Annotated in this window: 13 protein-coding genes; 10 read left to right on the top strand and 3 right to left on the bottom strand. The window is 60.3% G+C overall.

The window, feature by feature from the left end; all coding sequences use genetic code 11:
* Window positions 1-12 precede the first annotated feature (12 nt).
* Complete coding sequence (locus PMI31_RS17320) at window positions 13-1,176, top strand: gamma-butyrobetaine dioxygenase (protein ID WP_008019485.1); 1,164 nt, start codon at window positions 13-15, stop codon at window positions 1,174-1,176.
* A gap of 366 nt (window positions 1,177-1,542) precedes the next feature.
* Window positions 1,543-1,809, top strand: coding sequence for a hypothetical protein (locus tag PMI31_RS17310; RefSeq protein ID WP_007995656.1), 267 nt, complete (start codon window positions 1,543-1,545; stop codon window positions 1,807-1,809).
* 110 nt (window positions 1,810-1,919) lie between these two features.
* Here the strand turns inward: PMI31_RS17310 and PMI31_RS17305 are convergent, their stop codons facing one another.
* Both PMI31_RS17305 and PMI31_RS17300 read right to left on the bottom strand, forming a co-directional pair.
* Entirely contained in the window at window positions 1,920-3,023 is a 1,104-nt protein-coding gene (locus PMI31_RS17305; protein WP_007975492.1) for a GlxA family transcriptional regulator, read from the bottom strand.
* Between the two features lie 539 nt (window positions 3,024-3,562).
* Entirely contained in the window at window positions 3,563-4,939 is a 1,377-nt protein-coding gene (locus PMI31_RS17300) for an L-serine ammonia-lyase (RefSeq protein WP_008019484.1), read from the bottom strand.
* A 435-nt stretch (window positions 4,940-5,374) separates the two neighbouring features.
* Here PMI31_RS17300 and PMI31_RS17295 point away from each other — a divergent pair, with 435 nt between their 5' ends.
* The 3 genes from PMI31_RS17295 to choV all read left to right on the top strand — a co-directional run bounded on the left by PMI31_RS17295 (window position 5,375) and on the right by choV (window position 8,409).
* On the top strand, window positions 5,375-6,322 hold the full coding sequence (locus PMI31_RS17295) for a choline ABC transporter substrate-binding protein (RefSeq protein WP_008019483.1): 948 nt from the start codon (window positions 5,375-5,377) through the stop codon (window positions 6,320-6,322).
* Window positions 6,323-6,388: 66 nt separating this feature from the next.
* Complete coding sequence (choW, locus tag PMI31_RS17290; protein WP_008019482.1) at window positions 6,389-7,234, top strand: choline ABC transporter permease subunit; 846 nt, start codon at window positions 6,389-6,391, stop codon at window positions 7,232-7,234.
* Complete coding sequence (choV, locus tag PMI31_RS17285; RefSeq protein ID WP_008019480.1) at window positions 7,231-8,409, top strand: choline ABC transporter ATP-binding protein; 1,179 nt, start codon at window positions 7,231-7,233, stop codon at window positions 8,407-8,409. Before choW ends, choV begins: the two co-directional genes overlap by 4 nt.
* Window positions 8,410-8,791: 382 nt before the next feature.
* Here the strand turns inward: choV and PMI31_RS17280 are convergent, their stop codons facing one another.
* Window positions 8,792-10,732, bottom strand: a complete 1,941-nt coding sequence (locus PMI31_RS17280) for a BCCT family transporter (RefSeq protein WP_238539296.1) — start codon at window positions 10,730-10,732, stop codon at window positions 8,792-8,794.
* A gap of 381 nt (window positions 10,733-11,113) precedes the next feature.
* Between PMI31_RS17280 and betI the strand changes: the two genes are divergently transcribed.
* From betI to PMI31_RS17255, 5 genes are all read left to right on the top strand, one after another.
* Window positions 11,114-11,707, top strand: coding sequence for a transcriptional regulator BetI (gene betI, locus PMI31_RS17275; protein WP_008019478.1), 594 nt, complete (start codon window positions 11,114-11,116; stop codon window positions 11,705-11,707).
* 62 nt (window positions 11,708-11,769) lie between these two features.
* Window positions 11,770-13,242, top strand: a complete 1,473-nt coding sequence (gene betB, locus PMI31_RS17270; protein WP_008019477.1) for a betaine-aldehyde dehydrogenase — start codon at window positions 11,770-11,772, stop codon at window positions 13,240-13,242.
* 160 nt (window positions 13,243-13,402) lie between these two features.
* Window positions 13,403-15,103, top strand: coding sequence for a choline dehydrogenase (gene betA, locus PMI31_RS17265; protein WP_008019476.1), 1,701 nt, complete (start codon window positions 13,403-13,405; stop codon window positions 15,101-15,103).
* Between the two features lie 241 nt (window positions 15,104-15,344).
* Window positions 15,345-16,787, top strand: coding sequence for a TldD/PmbA family protein (locus PMI31_RS17260; protein ID WP_008019475.1), 1,443 nt, complete (start codon window positions 15,345-15,347; stop codon window positions 16,785-16,787).
* On the top strand, window positions 16,787-18,124 hold the full coding sequence (locus PMI31_RS17255; protein ID WP_008019474.1) for a TldD/PmbA family protein: 1,338 nt from the start codon (window positions 16,787-16,789) through the stop codon (window positions 18,122-18,124). The genes PMI31_RS17260 and PMI31_RS17255 overlap by 1 nt, the downstream gene beginning before the upstream one ends.
* Window positions 18,125-18,195: the final 71 nt, after the last annotated feature.

The raw sequence follows: 18,195 nt of genomic DNA, 5'->3' as shown, positions 1-18,195 counted from the left end.
AAGGAGATCGCCATGAACACCGCCGCTGCCTTTGCTGACTTTCGTACCTATCCGTTGATCAGCGCGCTGACGGGCGTGCAGACCCTGGCGGACCGTGTTCTGGTGAGGTGGGCCGACGATCGCGTCAGCCCTTTCCACCATCAATGGCTGCGGGACAATTGCCCGTGCCCGCAGTGCGTCTACACCGTGACCCGCGAGCAAGTGCTGGAAATCGTCGATGTGGCTCAGGATTTGATGCCCGATAACGCCAGTATCGATAGCGATGGCTGCCTGACAGTTGATTGGCAGGACGGCCACTGCAGCCGCTTCGACCCCGGCTGGCTGCGCGCCCACGCCTATGACGATGAATCCCGCGCCGAGCGCCAGCAACGCAAGCCTGTAGCCAGGCTCTGGCACAGCGATTTGCAGTTGCCGGTGTTCGAATATCAAGCGCTGATGAACGACTCCGACGCCTTGTTGCAATGGTTGTTGGCGGTGCGGGATATCGGATTGACCCAGGTCCGTGGCGTGCCCACCGAGCCCGGCTCTCTGAAGCTGATCGCCCAACGGATTTCCTTCATCCGCGAGAGCAATTTCGGCGTGCTGTTCAACGTGCAATCCAAGGCCAATGCCGACAGCAACGCCTACACCGCCTTCAACCTGCCGCTGCACAGCGATTTGCCGACCCGGGAGTTGCAACCGGGGCTGCAATTCCTGCACTGCCTGGTCAATGACGCCGAGGGTGGCGAGAGCATCTTCGTCGACGGTTTTGCCATTGCCGACGCCTTGCGCCGGGAAGACCCCGAATCCTTCAAAAGCCTCTGCGAAATCCCCGTGGAGTTTCGCAACAAGGACCGTCACAGCGACTACCGCTGCCTCGCGCCGATCATTGCCCTGGATGCGTTGGGGCAGGTGTCGGAAATCCGCATGGCGAACTTTCTGCGCGGGCCATTCGATGCCTCGGTAGAGCAGATGCCCAGGCTGTACAAGGCCTACCGGCGCTTTATCGCGATGACCCGCGAGCCTCGATTCAGGTTGATGCAGCGGCTCAATCCCGGTGAGCTGTGGTGCTTCGACAACCGCCGCACCCTGCATGCCCGCAACGCTTTCGACCCCGCCACCGGGGCACGGCATTTCCAGGGCTGCTATGTCGACCGGGATGAGTTGTTGTCACGGATCCTGGTGTTGCAGCGCTAGACCGCGTCGCAACCAATCGCTGGCAAGCCAGCTCCTACAGGTTTACGCGAACGTCGTAGGAGCTGGCTTGCCAGCGATTGCGTATGTGCCGACAACCAAAATCCATCTGATTCACAGACAAAAAAAGCCCCGATCAAGCCGTGACAGGATCGAGGCAGAGGGTACTGTTGAGGAGCTGCCGTTCGAGGGTGACCAAACCTTCGTGAAGCGAGCTGAGTCCAGTGTGCCCACTCCCCTGCGGGCCAGGTTAGCCGAAAACGACATGTTCATAACCAATTGAGCCATTGCGACAAATCGTCCTTGCCGACACCCGGTACCCCCACCAGAATCGAACCACGACACCGTTCCCTGAAGAAGGATTGCGTCATGATGCACGCCGATTTGATAGACCAGGAAGACCTGTTGGGCCAGCTCAAGTCATTGGGTTTCGAAGTGCCCACTGGCGCCACCGCAGAGCAAGCCTGCGAGTGTGCGGTACGGGGTTTGAACGATGTACGGGCGATGACCTTGCGGACCATGGTCAAGCAGATGTACACCAGCAGCGCGACCATCCTGCCGGCGGTGCGCCAGGCGATCGACAAGCAGTTGTTGCCGGCCCTGGCGGAGTATCAGCAGAGCCACACAGGCCGATAAATCCAATCGCGGGCAAGCCCGCTCCCACAGGGTTCTTTGTCGATCACGTAATTGGGGCTTCGACTCAGGACCTGTGGGAGCGGGCTTGCCCGCGATGAAAACGCCTCGGTTTAAAGCCTTACGCTGGCGAAAGTCGACTCGTTACGCGCCTGGCTCAATGCCGACAACGGCCCGGACAACGGCGACAGCACCAGCGCTTGCGGCAGCGGCATCATCGCCACTTGCTGAGTAGTGTTGGAGCCAACGCGCTCATCACGCGGCGGAATGCCGAAGTACTCGCGGTAGCACTTGGAGAAGTGCGGCGTGGACACGAAACCGCAGACCGACGCCACCTCGATGATCGACATCGGCGTTTGCTTGAGCAATTGCCGGGCGCGGATCAGGCGCAGTTTCAGGTAGTAACGCGACGGCGAGCAGTGCAGGTACTTCTGGAACAACCGCTCGAGCTGACGACGGGACACCGCGACATACACTGCCAGTTCGTCGAGGTCGATCGGCTCTTCGAGGTTGGCTTCCATCAGCGCAACGATTTCCTGCAATTTTGGCTGGTTGGTGCCGAGCATGTGCTTGAGCGGCACACGCTGGTGATCCTGTTCGTTGCGGATGCGCTCGTAGACGAACATCTCCGAAATGGCCGCCGACAGTTCGCGACCGTGATCGCGACTGATCAGGTGCAGCATCATGTCCAGCGGCGCGGTGCCGCCCGAGCTGGTGAAACGGTTACGGTCGAGGGTGAACAGGCGGGTGCTCATGGCTACCCGGGGGAAAGCTTCCTGCATCGCTGCCAGACATTCCCAGTGCACACTGCAATCGAAACCGTCGAGCAGGCCGGCGCAGGCCAGGGCCCAGCTGCCGGTGCACACCGCGCCAAGGCGGCGGGACTGACGGGCCTGGCTTTGCAGCCATGACACGTGTTCCCGGGTAACAGTGCGTTGAATACCGATACCGCCGCAGACGATGACAGTGTCCATTGGCGGGGCTTTGTGCATGGAGGCGTCGGGGGTGATCTGCAGACCGTCACTGGCCCAGACCTGACCGCCATCGACGGTGAGGGTGGTCCAGCGATACAGCTCGCGACCGGACAATTGGTTGGCCATGCGCAGGGGTTCCACTGCGGAGGCCAGAGAAATCAGCGTGAAATTGTCCAGCAGCAGAAAGCCGATGGATTGAGGCGCACGGTTCTGGGGTTGGGCCCCGGAGTTGAACGTCGTCATCGCGGTATCTCCTCACACAAAGCGGGTGATGGCCTCAGGCGGAGGCTCTTTTTATTGCCATCGTTCTCGCGTGGGAGACGGGCTTTGTAATGACAGAGCAATTGCCATGCCTAAATTTGAATGCGCGTTCAATAACTCCTAAAAACGACGTCGGAATGTGTCTATATATGACATGCAGGGAGTAGGGATTTAAATGGCCATCAGGGCTGGCAAGCGCCCCGGCCCACAAGCTGTGAGCAATTCGGTAGCACTTGTGGGAACAGGGCTACGAGCAGCTGGAAAAGAGTGTCACCGCAGGCACGGGTGACGAATGGTCGAGGTCTTGAATGACTCCGACCGCTGGCAAGACGATTTATCTATGAGCGACGCACTAAAAGGCGGCGCGGTTTCGAGCGAGTGTTCACTTGGCGCGCAGTTTTGACTGGTCTGTCTGTGCGTAGGAGCTGGCTTGCCAGCGAAGAGGCCGGAACATCCGACACCTCTTCAGCGGTAGAATCACCGCTTTCGCTGGCAAGCCAGCTCCTACGGGGACAGGGGTGTCAGCACTCCACCGCACTCACCGCCAACCCGCCCCGCGATGTCTCCTTATATTTGTCATGCATGTCGGCACCGGTATCGCGCATGGTGCGGATCACCCGGTCCAGCGAGATAAAGTGCTGGCCATCGCCGCGCAAAGCCATTTGCGCCGCATTGATCGCCTTGACCGCCGCAATTGCATTGCGCTCGATGCACGGCACCTGGACCAGCCCGCCCACCGGGTCGCAGGTCAGGCCGAGGTTGTGTTCCAGACCGATTTCCGCCGCGTTGCACAGTTGTTCTGGCGTGGCGCCAAGAATTTCCGCCAACCCGGCCGCGGCCATGGCGCAGGCCGATCCGACTTCACCCTGGCAACCGACTTCAGCACCGGAGATCGAGGCGTTCTTCTTGCACAGGATTCCCACCGCCGCCGCACCGAGGAAGTAGTCGACGACATTCGCGTCGGTCACCGCTTCGCTGAACTTCATGAAGTAATGCAACACCGCCGGAATGATCCCCGCCGCGCCATTGGTCGGCGCCGTTACCATGCGCCCGCCGGCGGCGTTTTCTTCGTTGACCGCCAGGGCGAACAGGTTGACCCATTCCATGGCGCTCAAGGTCGAGCCGATCACGTTGGGCTTGTTCAACTCCTGCAAGCTGCGGTGCAGCTTGGCCGCGCGGCGGCGCACGTTCAGCCCGCCGGGCAGGATGCCTTCGTGTTTCAGGCCTTGTTCGACGCAATCCTGCATGGCGCGCCAGAGCTTCATCAGGCCGCTGCGGATTTCCTCTTCGCTGCGCCAGACTTTCTCGTTGGCCATCATCAATTCAGCCACACGCAGGTTGTGTGTTTTGCACAGCTCCAGCAGCTCGGCGGCGCTGGAAAAATCGTAGGGCAGCACGGTGCGATCCAGGTCCACCACGCCGCTGGAGGCTTGTGCCTGATCGACGACAAAACCGCCGCCGACCGAATAATAGGTATCGCGATGAAACTCACCATGGTCATCTTCGACAATCAGGGTCATGGCGTTGGGGTGGTACGGAAGGTTTTCGTCGATCAGGCGCATGTCCCTGGCCCAGATGAATGGCACCGACAGCCGACCGTCTAGCAACAGCGTGTGGGTTTCGCGCAGGGCCTGGATCCGGATGCCGATTTGCGACGGATCGATTGCATCCGGCCACTCGCCCATCAAGCCCATGATCACCGCATTGTCGCTGCCGTGGCCGATGCCGGTGGCCGACAACGAGCCGAACAGCTGGACTTCGACACGCTGCACCCGCTCCAGCAAACCACGCTCGCGCAAGCCCTGCACGAACAACGCCGCCGCCCGCATGGGCCCCACGGTGTGCGAACTGGAAGGACCGATGCCGATTTTGAACAGGTCGAAAACACTGATAGCCATTACTGCCGAACTCCTGGATGGGCCCACTGCGCACGCAAAAGCGCGCGGTAACGGAGCTGCTACGCTCAAGCTGCAATCCGCCGAGATGACCGCATCATCAAGCTTTTATCGTGTTGTTCGACGTCTCTAACCGACGCACTCATGCCCACCAGCGCCGCGTGTCTTTTACGCCGTGTTTTCGCCGTTTTTTTGCGATTCAGAGGGAGAAAATGGGCTGAAAAAATCTGTAAACGACGTCACCGACACTGGATGCGACCATCCCTGTACTGGATACGACGCACCCTGTAGGCGTCAGATTTTCACTGGTACATGATCATATCGACTCGATTGCAAGGCGCCGTGGTAGAGCTGTCTCCAGAACGCCATCCAACCGCAACCTATAAGTGCGGTGGTCCAGTCGGAACACTGCCAAAAAAAACACCAAGGAGTCCATCCATGAAAGGTTCCCCGTCGTTGTTGTTGGCCGCCATGCTTAGTCTGCCGGTTCTGGCGCAAGCCGCAGAACCGGCGCAGTGCAGTACCGTAAACTTCTCCGATGTCGGCTGGACCGACATTACCGCAACAACCGCGACAACCAGCGTCGTGCTCAACGCCCTCGGCTACAAGACCAAGACCACCATGATTTCCGTGCCAGTGACCTACAAGTCCCTGGCCGACGGCAAGAACATGGACATATTCCTCGGCAACTGGATGCCGACCATGGAAAACGACATCAAGGCCTATCGCGATGCCGGCACCGTGGACACCGTGCGCACCAACCTCAAGGGCGCCAAGTACACCCTCGCCGTTCCCCAGGCCCTGTACGACAAAGGGCTGCATGACTTCGCCGACATCGCCAAGTTCAAGAAAGAGCTCGACGGCAAGATCTACGGCATCGAGCCTGGCAACGACGGTAACCGCCTGATTCAGACGATGATCGACAAGAACGCCTTCGGCCTCAAGGACGCAGGCTTCAAGGTCGTTGAGTCCAGCGAAGCCGGCATGCTGTCGCAAGTCGACCGCGCTCAGAAACGCGACACCGCCGTGGTCTTCCTCGGCTGGGCGCCGCACCCGATGAACAAGCGCTTCAAGATTCAATACCTGACCGGCGGCGACGATTTCTTTGGCCCGGATTTCGGTGCTGCCACCGTGGCGACCAACACCCGCAAGGGTTACGCCGAGGAATGCAGTAACGTGGGCCAACTGCTGAAAAACCTGGAGTTCACTGTCGACATGGAAAGCGAACTCATGGGCAACATCCTGGACGACAAGATGAAGCCTGACGCGGCCGCCAAGGCCTGGCTGAAAAAGAATCCACAGGTGCTCGATACCTGGCTCGCTGGCGTGACCACCACTGACGGTAAACCTGGCCTGGAAGCCGTGAAAGCCAAGCTCAACCAGTAATCGCTTATGCCGGACGGCTCCGGCCGTCCGGGCTGTTTATTTCCTTGCATGCGGACGTTCACTACCATGCTGATTGATCAGAAAATCCCTTTAGGCCAGTACATCGCGGGCTTCGTTGAATGGTTGACGCAACACGGCGCCAGCACCTTCGACGCAATCGCCGTGTCACTGGAAACGATGATCCACGGCGTGACGTTTGCGCTGACCTGGTTCAACCCGCTGGCACTGATCGGCCTGATCGCGCTACTGGCTCACTTCATTCAACGAAAATGGGGCCTGACTGCGTTTGTCGTTGCCTCCTTTCTGCTGATCCTCAATCTGGGGTACTGGCAGGAAACCATGGAAACCCTCGCCCAGGTGATGTTCGCCACCCTGGTCTGCGTGGTCATCGGTGTACCGCTGGGCATCGTCGCGGCGCACAAGCCGATGTTCTACACTTTAATGCGTCCGGTACTCGATCTGATGCAGACCGTACCGACCTTCGTTTACCTCATTCCTACCCTGACCCTCTTCGGGCTGGGTGTGGTCCCGGGCCTGATCTCCACGGTGGTGTTCGCGATTGCCGCGCCCATCCGCCTGACCTACCTGGGTATCCGCGATGTCCCGGAAGAACTGATGGACGCCGGCAAGGCCTTTGGCTGCTCGCGTCGCCAACTGCTGACGCGGATCGAACTGCCTCACGCCATGCCGAGCATCGCGGCCGGCATCACCCAGTGCATCATGCTGTCGTTGTCGATGGTGGTGATCGCGGCACTGGTAGGCGCCGACGGATTGGGTAAACCGGTGGTCAACGCACTGAATACCGCTGATATCGCCCTGGGCTTCGAAGCGGGCCTGGCGATCGTACTGCTGGCGATCATGCTCGACCGTATCTGCAAACAACCCGAAGCCAAAGTAGGGGGTGACGCATGAGCATTATTCGCTTCGATAACGTCGATGTCATTTTTTCCAAGGATCCGCGCGAGGCTCTCAAGCTGCTGGATCAAGGCATGACGCGCAACGAAATCCTGAAAAAGACCGGGCAGATTGTCGGCGTTGAAAAAGCCAGCCTGGATATCGAAAAAGGTGAAATCTGCGTGCTGATGGGCCTGTCCGGCTCCGGCAAGTCCAGCCTGCTGCGCTGCATCAACGGCCTCAACACCGTCAGCCGCGGCAAGCTGTTCGTCGAGCACGAAGGCAAGCAGATCGATATTGCTTCCTGCTCCGCCGCCGAACTGAAAATGATGCGCACCAAGCGCATTGCGATGGTGTTCCAGAAGTTTGCCCTGATGCCTTGGCTCACCGTGCGCGAAAACATCAGTTTCGGCCTGGAGATGCAAGGCCGTCCTGAAAAGGAACGCCGCAAACTGGTAGATGAAAAGCTTGAACTCGTGGGCCTGAGCCAATGGCGCAACAAGAAGCCCAACGAGCTGTCCGGTGGTATGCAACAACGCGTAGGCCTGGCCCGTGCGCTGGCGATGGACGCCGACATCCTGTTGATGGACGAACCGTTCTCGGCACTCGACCCGCTGATCCGCCAAGGCCTGCAAGACGAACTGCTGGAACTGCAACGCAAGCTGCACAAGACCATCGTCTTCGTGAGCCACGACCTTGATGAAGCGCTCAAACTCGGCAGCCGTATTGCGATCATGAAAGACGGCCGGATCATCCAGTACAGCAAACCGGAAGAAATCGTCCTCAACCCTGCGGACGATTATGTACGGACCTTCGTGGCCCACACCAATCCGCTGAACGTACTGTGCGGTCGCAGCCTGATGCGCACCCTGGACAACTGCAAACGCATCAACGGTTCGGTATGCCTCGATCCGGGTGGCGATTCGTGGCTTGACCTGGCTGAAGGCAACACCATCAAAGGCGCACGCAAGAACGGCTCGAGCATGGACCTGCAGAACTGGATGCCGGGGCAGGCCGTCGAAGGCCTGGAACGCAAGCCGACTCTGGTGGACTCCAACATCGGCATGCGCGACGCACTGCAGATTCGTTATCAGACCGGCAACAAGCTGGTGCTGCACGATAACAACCATGTGGTGGGGATTCTCGGCGACAGCGAGCTGTATCACGCACTGCTCGGCAAGAACTTGGGGTAAGGCAACAGATGCAAAAACGCCGCGAGAGTATCGCGGCGTTTTTGTTTGAACGCGTTATTTGTATCGACGCTATCTCTGTAGGAGCTGGCTTGCCAGCGAAAGCGGAGTGTCAGGCACTCCGTGGTGCAACATTCGCTGGCAAGCCAGCTCCTACAAGATGATGCTGTGTGTCAGGCATACCGAAGTGCAACATTCGCTGGCAGGCCAGCTCCTACAAGATGATGCGGTGTGTCAGGCATACCGAAGTGCAACATTCGCTGGCAAGCCAGCTCCTACAAGATGATGCGGTGTGTCAGGCATACCGAAGTGCAACATTCGCTGGCAAACCAGCCCCTACAAGATGATGCGGCGCTTCAGGCAGAAGCACCGCGCCACTCACAACTTAGCTGTAAACCCGGCCAAGGAGCTGCCGATGGCTTTCAAACTGGTCGAGCACGTCACGGGTGATCTGATCCTGGGTGAAGCCCATCAAGTCGTAGTCCTGGCTGCCGTTGTGCAGGTACACCTCAGCGCGGTAGTAACGCTGACGCGCCTCATCGGACTGAGCCGATTCGGTTGGCGTGGCCAGGTAGCCGTCCAGACTCACTTCGTAGACAAACGGGTTGCCCTCTTCCATCTCGACCCGTACGCCCATGCAACGCTTGGACTTGCCCAGCAGCGTCTGAACTTCCAGACCTTGAGCACGCATTTGCGTCGTCGCATCTTGCAATGCCGGGCTGACATGCTTGTCCATGAAACGCTGAACGACCGACTGGCTCGGTTGCAGGTCCAACTGAGTCAAACGCTCAGTGAAACCACGGCGACCGCGTGCCGCCAGTTCCGCTTGTTCCTGTTCGATCTGTACGTCCTGGCGCATGGCCTTGTGCAAGCCGAACATGAAGAACACCAGCACCACCGAGAACGGCAGACCTGCCAGTACCACCATGGTTTGCATGGCTTCGAAGTTGCCGGCGAACAGCAGGCCGATGGTCACCAGGGTGATCACCACCGACCAGAAGATCCGCAGCCAGTGCGGTGCGTCTTCATCGACGGTACCGCCCTTGCAGGACAGGTTGGCCATCATCACCGCGCCGGAATCCGCCGGGGTCAGGAACAGCACGAAACCGACAAAGATCGACACGCCGATCACCACTTTCGACGCCGGGTAATGCTCAAGCAACTGGTAGATCGCCATGGACGGCTGTTCCAGCGCGGTCTTCCCGAGCTCTACCGCCCCATGGTTCATCACCAGGTCCAGGGCCGAGTTACCGAAGATCGACAGCCACGCCAGGGTAAAGCCCAGCGGAATCAACAGCACGCCGGCGACCAGTTCGCGCACGGTGCGACCACGGGAAATACGCGCGATAAACATGCCCACGAATGGCGCCCAGGAAATCCACCAGGCCCAGTAGAACAGGGTCCACAGGCCCAACCAGCGGTCGGACTTCTCACTGTCGCCTTCGTAAACATAGAGATCGAAAGTCTTCAGCACCACGCCGTTCAGGTAGTCACCGACGTTCTGCACGAAGCCGTTGAGCAGGTGCAGGGTCGGGCCGAACAACAGGACGAAAATCAGCAGGCCGCTGAACAGCACGATGTTCAGGTTGGACAGGCGACGGATGCCGTTTTCTACGCCCGACACAGCAGCGATGGTCGCCACGGTGCTCATCACAATGATCACGATCAGCAGGTTGGTGTTGCTGTGTTCCATGCCGAACAGGTTTTCCAGCCCCGACGACACTTGCAGCGAACCAATCCCCAGGTTGGTCACCAGACCCAGCAGGGTCACGAACATGCCGAAGCCGTCCACCGCATGCCCGGCCGCGCCCTTGACCCAACGCTCGCCTACCAGCGGATACAGTGCCGAACGCAACGCCAGCGGCTGGTTATGACGGTAAGCAAAGTAGGCAACAGCCAGGCCGACCAGCGCATAGATCGCCCAGCCGTGCAGACCCCAGTGCAGGAAAGTCAGTTGCACGGCCTGACGGGCGGCAAGGTTGCTGCCGGCCACGCCTTCCGGCGGGTTGAAGTAGTGGTCCAGCGGCTCGGATGCACCGAAGTACAGCAGCGAAATACCGATACCCGAGGAGAACAGCATCCCCGCCCAGGCGCCGTAGCTGAAGTCCGGGGTGTCGTCCTTGCTGCCGAGCTTGAGTTTGCCGTAGGACGAAAACGCCAGGCCGACGACAAAAATCAGGTAGGCGGCAATCACCACCATGTAGTACCAGCCGAAGCTGCGGGACAACCAGGCTTGCGCCATACCCAGCATTCTGCCGGCCTCTTGCGGGGCGATGATCAGAATGGCGGTCAACAACAGAATCAACGCGGTAGAGGTGTAGAACACCCAACCGTTGACCGTCACCTTCTCGGGTGGGGTCTTTATTAGCGAGGCAGAACTCATGGCACAGATGCTCCGGGCAGTGCGAGAGAAGAACGCAAGACAAACGAGTTACCCGACCAATCGGTTAGTGGGCAGCCGACCGGTGGGTGATATAAAGACAGCCCGAAAAAAGCCCGAAGCCCATGAGACGCCGTGGCGTACAGGCTTCGAGCCGTTTCGGATGTCGGTTTGCCGCCATTTACACGTAGGAAAAATCTGTAAGCAGCGACGATTTGTCGCAGATCTTATTCTTTGTTGATTGAACGTTCAATCAAAACAAAATAGACTGGCCCTCAAGCCGGTAGCCGTATGACGTCTGCCGGAAGGCCTAAGGAGATGTGCAAGATGCCCAAGGTCGGTATGCAACCCATCCGCCGCCAGCAATTGATCGAAGCCACATTGCTGGCCGTCGATCAGGTCGGAATGGGGGACGCCAGCATTGCGCTGATCGCCCGTTTGGCCGGTGTCTCGAACGGCATCATCAGTCACTACTTTCAGGACAAGAATGGCCTGATCGCCGCCACCATGGGGTACCTGATGACCGTCCTGAGCGAGAACGTCACCGCGCGCCGATTGGCGCTGACAGATGACAGCCCGCGGGCGCATCTGCAGGTGATCATCGAAGGCAACTTCGACGCCAGCCAGGTCAATGGCCCGGCAATGAAAACCTGGTTGGCCTTCTGGGCCACCAGCATGCACCAGCCGTCTTTGCACAGGTTGCAGCGGATCAACGATCACCGTCTGTATTCCAACCTGTGCTGCCAGTTCCGCCGTGTGCTGCCGCTCAATGATGCGCGCAGCGCCGCCCGTGGCCTGGCAGCGTTGATCGACGGATTGTGGTTGCGCGGCGCGCTGTCGGGAGATGCTTTCGACACCGGGCAGGCGCAACAGATTGCTTACGAATACATGGATACCCAACTGGCCAAGCGGGTGAGTTAGAGCACACATAAACGCTCAACCCCTGAACCGCGCCAATCACTTAATGCTCTTGCGAGGACTTTATGGCCCGTTTCGAACTGCAAAAACTCTACATCGACGGCGCGTACACCGACGCCAGCAGCGACGCCACTTTCGAAGCCATCAACCCGGCTAACGGTGAAGTCCTCGCAAAAGTACAACGTGCCACCAAGGAAGACGTCGAGCGTGCTGTGGTCAGCGCCGAAAAGGGCCAGAAAATCTGGGCTGCGATGACCGCCATGGAGCGTTCGCGCATCCTGCGTCGCGCCGTGGAAATCCTGCGTGAGCGCAACGACGAACTGGCCGCCCTGGAAACCCTGGACACCGGCAAGGCCTACTCCGAAACCCGCTACGTCGACATCGTCACCGGCGCTGACGTGCTGGAGTACTACGCAGGCCTGGTACCGGCCATCGAAGGCGAGCAGATTCCGCTGCGCACCACCTCGTTCGTCTACACCCGTCGCGAGCCGCTGGGCATCGTGGCCGGTATCGGCGCGTGGAACTACCCGATCCAGATCGCCCTGTGGAAATCCGCACCAGCCCTGGCGGCCGGTAACGCGATGATCTTCAAGCCAAGTGAAGTCACCTCGCTGACCACCTTGAAACTGGCCGAGATCTACACCGAAGCCGGCCTGCCGAACGGCGTGTTCAACGTCCTGACCGGCAGCGGCCGTGAAGTCGGCACCTGGCTGACCGAGCACCCGCGCATCGAGAAAGTCTCCTTCACCGGCGGCACCGACACCGGCAAGAAAGTCATGGCCAGCGCCTCGGCTTCCTCGTTGAAAGACGTGACCATGGAACTGGGCGGCAAGTCGCCGCTGATCATCTGCGACGACGCCGACCTCGATCGCGCCGCCGACACCGCGATGATGGCCAACTTCTACAGCTCCGGCCAGGTCTGCACCAATGGTACTCGCGTGTTCGTTCCGGCCCACCTGAAAGCCGCCTTCGAAGCCAAGATCGTTGAGCGCGTTGCGCGCATCCGCGTTGGTAACCCGGAAGACGAAAACACCAACTTCGGCCCACTGGTCAGCTTCGCCCACATGGAAAACGTGCTGGGCTACATCGCCAAGGGCAAGGAAGAAGGCGCCCGCGTGCTGTGCGGCGGTGAGCGTCTGACCGACGGCGAATTCGCCAAAGGCGCGTTCGTCGCGCCGACCGTGTTCACCGACTGCACCGACGACATGACCATCGTGCGTGAAGAAATCTTTGGCCCGGTGATGGCGATCCTCACCTACGAAACCGAAGAAGAAGTGATCCGTCGCGCCAACGACACCGACTTCGGCCTGGCCGCCGGTATCGTCACCCGCGACCTGAACCGCGCTCACCGCGTGATTCACCAACTGGAAGCCGGTATCTGCTGGATCAACGCCTGGGGCGAGTCCGACGCGAAGATGCCGGTTGGCGGCTACAAGCAGTCGGGTGTTGGCCGTGAAAACGGCATCAGCTCGCTGAACAACTTCACCCGCATCAAATCGGTACAGGTCGAGCTGGGCGATTACGTCTCGGTGTTCTAAGACCCCGGGCTCTGTATTGCCTGCCAGGCCGTCTTCGCGGGCAAGCCCGCTCCTACAAGGTCGCTTAATACCTGTAGGAGCTGGCTTGCCAGCGAATCGAGCGCGAAGCGCTCGCCTTGAGACAGCCTGACCTGAACCAACTTCAAAGAGGGTGCATTCAATGTCCCAAGAATTCGATTACATCATCATCGGTGCCGGCTCCGCCGGTAACACCCTGGCGACCCGTCTGACCGAAGACGCAGGCGTCACCGTCCTGCTGCTTGAAGCCGGCGGTCCGGACTACCGCATGGACTTCCGCACGCAGATGCCGGCCGCCCTGGCGTTCCCGCTGCAAGGCCGTCGCTACAACTGGGCCTACGAAACCGATCCGGAGCCATACATGGACGGTCGCCGGATGGAATGCGGCCGCGGCAAGGGCCTGGGCGGCTCCTCGCTGATCAACGGCATGTGCTACATCCGCGGTAACGCGATGGACTACGACGGCTGGGCGAAACTGCCAGGTCTCGAGGACTGGTCGTACCTGGACTGCCTGCCGTATTTCCGCAAGGCGGAAACCCGCGACATCGGCCCGAACGACTACCACGGTGGCGACGGCCCGGTGAGCGTGACCACACCGAAAGCCGGCAACAACCCGCTGTTCCACGCCATGGTTGAAGCTGGCGTGCAAGCCGGTTACCCGCGCACTGAAGACCTCAACGGCTACCAGCAGGAAGGCTTCGGCCCGATGGACCGCACCGTGACGCCCAAGGGTCGTCGTGCCTCCACCGCCCGCGGTTACCTCGACGTGGCCAAGAAGCGTTCGACCCTGACCATCGTCACCCACGCCCTGACCGACAAGATCCTGTTCGAAGGCAAGCGTGCGGTCGGCGTGCGTTACCTGGTCGGCGCCGCTGAAGAACGTGTTGAAGTCAAGGCGCGCAAGGAAGTGCTGCTGTGCTCCGGCGCCATCGCTTCGCCGCAGATCCTGCAACGCTCCGGCGTAGGTCCGGCAAAACTCCTGCAAAGCCTCGACATTCCGGTGGTCCACGACCTGCCTGGCGTCGGTGAGAACCTGCAGGACCACCTTGAGTTGTACCTGCAATACGCTTGCACCCAACCGGTCTCGCTGTACCCGTCGCTGCTGTTGCACAACCAGCCGGCCATCGGTGCCGAGTGGCTGTTCAACGGCACCGGCATCGGCGCCAGCAACCAGTTCGAAGCCGGCGGTTTCATCCGTACCCGTCCTGAATTCGAATGGCCGAACATCCAGTACCACTTCCTGCCGGTGGCGATTAACTACAACGGCAGCAACGGTGTGAAAGAGCACGGTTTCCAGGCGCACATGGGCTCCATGCGCTCGCCTAGCCGTGGTCGCATCCAGGTCAAGTCCAAGGACCCGCGCCAGCACCCGAGCATCCTGTTCAACTACATGGCCACCGAGCAGGACTGGCAGGAATTCCGCGACGGCATCCGCCTGACCCGTGAAATCATGCAGCAACCGGCACTGGACGCTTTCCGTGGTCGCGAGATCAGCCCGGGCATCGAGGTGCAAACCGACGAGCAACTGGACAAGTTCATCCGCGAACACGCTGAAACCGCGTTCCACCCGTCCTGCTCGTGCAAGATGGGCACCGACGAAATGGCCGTGGTCGATGGCCAGGGTCGCGTGCATGGCATGCAGGGCCTGCGTGTGGTCGATGCCTCGATCATGCCGATCATCACCACCGGCAACCTCAACGCGCCGACGATCATGATGGCCGAGAAAATCGCCGACAAGATCCGTGGCCGCAAGCCGTTGCCGCGCAGCACAGCCACTTACTATGTGGCGGCTGGAGCACCGGTGAAGGGCAAGCCGGTGCGGGAAGTGACTCAGACCGCATAACACCGCGTAGCGGCCAATTGCGGGCAAGCCCGCTCCCACAGGATATGCGCGATTTCAAGATTGGCGCATGACCTTGTGGGAGCGGGCTTGCCCGCGATGAGGCCCTTACAAACAACACACCTCTACCGCTCCAAACTTGATACTCCCCCCTCGCAGGCCTAATCTAGCGCCACGTAATCGTTTCACCTCTCCCCCCTCGCAACACCGCTGCGTCGCCACTCCATACCCAGGAGGTTCACGAATGTTCGATTTCTACCCCCAGCTCAAGCAGCGCTTCGCTGCCTTGCGCACGGGTGCTGAATTCTTTTCCCTGCGTTATGTGCGCGAGTCCGGGCAGTACCTGTCGGTACGCAAGAACGTCGCCGAACCGCCAAGCCTGAGCCGTGACGAAGGGGCGATGCTGACCGTGCGGGTCAATGGCGTCGAGGCCTATGCGGCGACCAGTGATTTGTCGCAACAAGGCCTGCAAGCCGCCCTCGAACGCGCCGAGCTCCAGGCCCGTCGACTCAAGCCCCACGCCTTGCTGGACCTGCGCGAGCAGACGGTTTCCAGCGACCGCGCCGATTACTTTTCGCCCAACCTCGACCAGGTCTTCCCGTCCCTGAGCGACTGCTACGCGTTACTCGGTGCCGAATCCGCCGCCGTGCCCAGGGACGAACGCCTGGTGAACTGGCAAGTCAGCCTGGGTATCACCCACGTCGAGCAGATTTACCTCAATAGCGCCGGTGCCGAACTGCGCCAGGCCCAACGCTTTGTGTACCCCGGCCTGGATGTCACGGCCTACGACGGCAACGACAGCCAGACCCGCAGCCTGGGCCGCGAGAACTTCGGCCAGCAAGGCGCGGCGGACGTCATCAGCCGCTGCGGGCTGATCGGTGCCGGTGCTCAGGTGGCCGATCAGGCCCTGCAATTGCTGCTGGCGCCAAACACCCCGCAAGGCAAGCGCGATCTGCTGCTGATGCCCGACCAGATGATGCTGCAAATTCACGAATCCATCGGCCATCCGCTGGAGCTGGACCGCATCCTCGGTGACGAGCGCAATTACGCCGGCACCAGTTTCGTTAAAGCCGAAGATTTCGGCCGCCTGCAATACGGTTCCGGCCTGCTCAACGTGACCTTCGACCCGGAGATCCCCGAGGAGCTCGCCAGCTACGGCCATGACGACGACGGCACGCCCGCCAGCAAACAGTTCCTGATCCGCGAAGGCTTGTTGCTGCGTCCGCTGGGCGGCGCGCTTTCGCAATTCCGCGCCGGCATGGACGGCGTCGCCAACAGCCGTGCCTGCGGCTGGAACCGTCCGCCGATCGACCGCATGGGCAACCTCAACATCGAGCCCGGCGATCAGTCCATTGAACAACTGATCGGCGGCATCGAACACGGCGTGCTGATGTCCACCAACCGTTCCTGGTCGATCGACGATGCCCGCAACAAATTCCAGTTTGGTTGCGAATGGGGCCAACTGATCGAAAACGGCGAACTCAAGGGTGTGGTGAAGAATCCCAATTACAGGGGCATCTCCGCGCAGTTCTGGAAGAGCCTCAGCGCCGTCGGCGATGCCAGTACCTTCAAGGTCCTCGGCACACCGAACTGCGGCAAGGGTGAACCGAACCAGGTGATCCGCGTCGGTCATGCGTCACCGGCCTGCGTGTTCAGCAACGTTGATGTATTCGGAGGAGACGCCTGATGAATCCTTCAAACAGTTCGTCCGCGTCGTTCAAGGCGCTGGTCAACAGCCTGCGTCAAGCGCTTCGCGAGCCCGAGCAGTTCACCCTCAGCTACGCAGCCGAATCGTCGGCCTTCGTGCGTTTCAACCACGCCAAGGTGCGTCAGGCCGGTCAGGTGCAGCAGGCGAGTATCGGCCTGAAGCTGATCAACGAAGGCCGCCATGCCGACCTGAACATCACCCTGGCCGGCGATCCCCAGGTTGATCTGCAACGCTTGAACGAAGGCCTGCAACAGTTGCGGGAAACCTTGCCGCTGCTGCCCCAGGATCCTTATCTGCTGCTCAACCACAATGGCTGGCAGAGCAACAACGTGCAGTCGCATCCACTGCCGGACACCGAGCAGGTGGTCGCGCAGATTACCCAGGCCGCCGAAGGACTGGATCTTGTCGGCTTTTACGCTGCCGGGCCGATCAGCCGTGGTTTTGCCAGTTCTTCGGGTGCCTTCGGCTGGCATCAGGCCAACAGCTTCAATTTCGACTTCAGCCTGTTCCACGAGAACGGCCAGGCCGTGAAAGCCAGCTACGCCGGGCACGACTGGAGCACCGAAGGCTTTGCCAAACGCTTTCGGCAAGCCCGTGAGCAGCTTGAGTTCCTGGGGCGACCGCTGCGCACTTTGGCGCCTGGTCAGTACCGCGCTTACCTGGCACCGGCGGCGCTGGAAGAAATCATGGGCATGCTGTGCTGGGGTGGTTTCTCGGCACAGTCGATTGCCAGCAAAAGCAGCCCGCTGCAAAAGCTCTACGGTGGCGACAGCGCTTTCAGCCCGCTGGTCTCGCTGGATGAAAAAGTCAGCGGCTCGCTGAGCCCGGCGTTTTCCGATGAGGGTTATCCACGCAGTGATCTGAGGTTGATCGTCGATGGCAAGGTCGGGGCACAACTGGTCAGCTCGCGCAGCGCAGCGGAATACGGTTTGACCGCCAATGGCGCCAGCGGCGGTGAGTCACCGAGTGCGCTGAACATGAAAGCCGGGGTATTGCCTGACACTGACATCCTCAAGCAACTGGGTACGGGGTTGTACATCAGCAACCTGTGGTACCTGAACTTCTCGGATCAACCGGCCGCACGCCTGACCGGCATGACCCGTTTTGCCACGTTCTGGGTCGAGAATGGCGAGATTCAGGCGCCGGTCAGCACCATGCGCTTTGATGACAGCGCCTTCAGCCTGCTCGGTTCGCAGCTGGAAGCGTTGACCGCGGAGCGGGAGTTGTTGCTGTCGGCGAGCACCTATAGCCAGCGGGCGACGGCGTCGGCGTTGTTACCGGGGGCGCTCGTCAACCGACTGACCCTGACCCTGTAAACACAACACCCTGTAGGAGCTGGCTTGCCAGCGAATGGGCCATCAAGGCCGCCAAAAGCTTCGCTGGCAAG

This window comes from Pseudomonas sp. GM55, assembly GCF_000282395.1.
GTDB lineage: Bacteria > Pseudomonadota > Gammaproteobacteria > Pseudomonadales > Pseudomonadaceae > Aquipseudomonas > Aquipseudomonas fluorescens_CC.
This window is presented reverse-complemented; position numbering and strand designations above follow the sequence as displayed.

What these genes read in the sequence shown, in the direction of transcription:
- PMI31_RS17305 (WP_007975492.1), bottom strand. Translation starts at nt 3,023, where the DNA reads ATGACGACGTTCAACTCCGGGGCCCAACCCCAGAACCGTGCGCCTCAA.
- PMI31_RS17300 (WP_008019484.1), bottom strand. Translation starts at nt 4,939, where the DNA reads ATGGCTATCAGTGTTTTCGACCTGTTCAAAATCGGCATCGGTCCTTCC.
- betB (WP_008019477.1), top strand. Translation starts at nt 11,770, where the DNA reads ATGGCCCGTTTCGAACTGCAAAAACTCTACATCGACGGCGCGTACACC.
- betA (WP_008019476.1), top strand. Translation starts at nt 13,403, where the DNA reads ATGTCCCAAGAATTCGATTACATCATCATCGGTGCCGGCTCCGCCGGT.
- choW (WP_008019482.1), top strand. Translation starts at nt 6,389, where the DNA reads ATGCTGATTGATCAGAAAATCCCTTTAGGCCAGTACATCGCGGGCTTC.
- PMI31_RS17310 (WP_007995656.1), top strand. Translation starts at nt 1,543, where the DNA reads ATGATGCACGCCGATTTGATAGACCAGGAAGACCTGTTGGGCCAGCTC.
- choV (WP_008019480.1), top strand. Translation starts at nt 7,231, where the DNA reads ATGAGCATTATTCGCTTCGATAACGTCGATGTCATTTTTTCCAAGGAT.
- PMI31_RS17320 (WP_008019485.1), top strand. Translation starts at nt 13, where the DNA reads ATGAACACCGCCGCTGCCTTTGCTGACTTTCGTACCTATCCGTTGATC.
- PMI31_RS17295 (WP_008019483.1), top strand. Translation starts at nt 5,375, where the DNA reads ATGAAAGGTTCCCCGTCGTTGTTGTTGGCCGCCATGCTTAGTCTGCCG.
- PMI31_RS17255 (WP_008019474.1), top strand. Translation starts at nt 16,787, where the DNA reads ATGAATCCTTCAAACAGTTCGTCCGCGTCGTTCAAGGCGCTGGTCAAC.
- betI (WP_008019478.1), top strand. Translation starts at nt 11,114, where the DNA reads ATGCCCAAGGTCGGTATGCAACCCATCCGCCGCCAGCAATTGATCGAA.
- PMI31_RS17260 (WP_008019475.1), top strand. Translation starts at nt 15,345, where the DNA reads ATGTTCGATTTCTACCCCCAGCTCAAGCAGCGCTTCGCTGCCTTGCGC.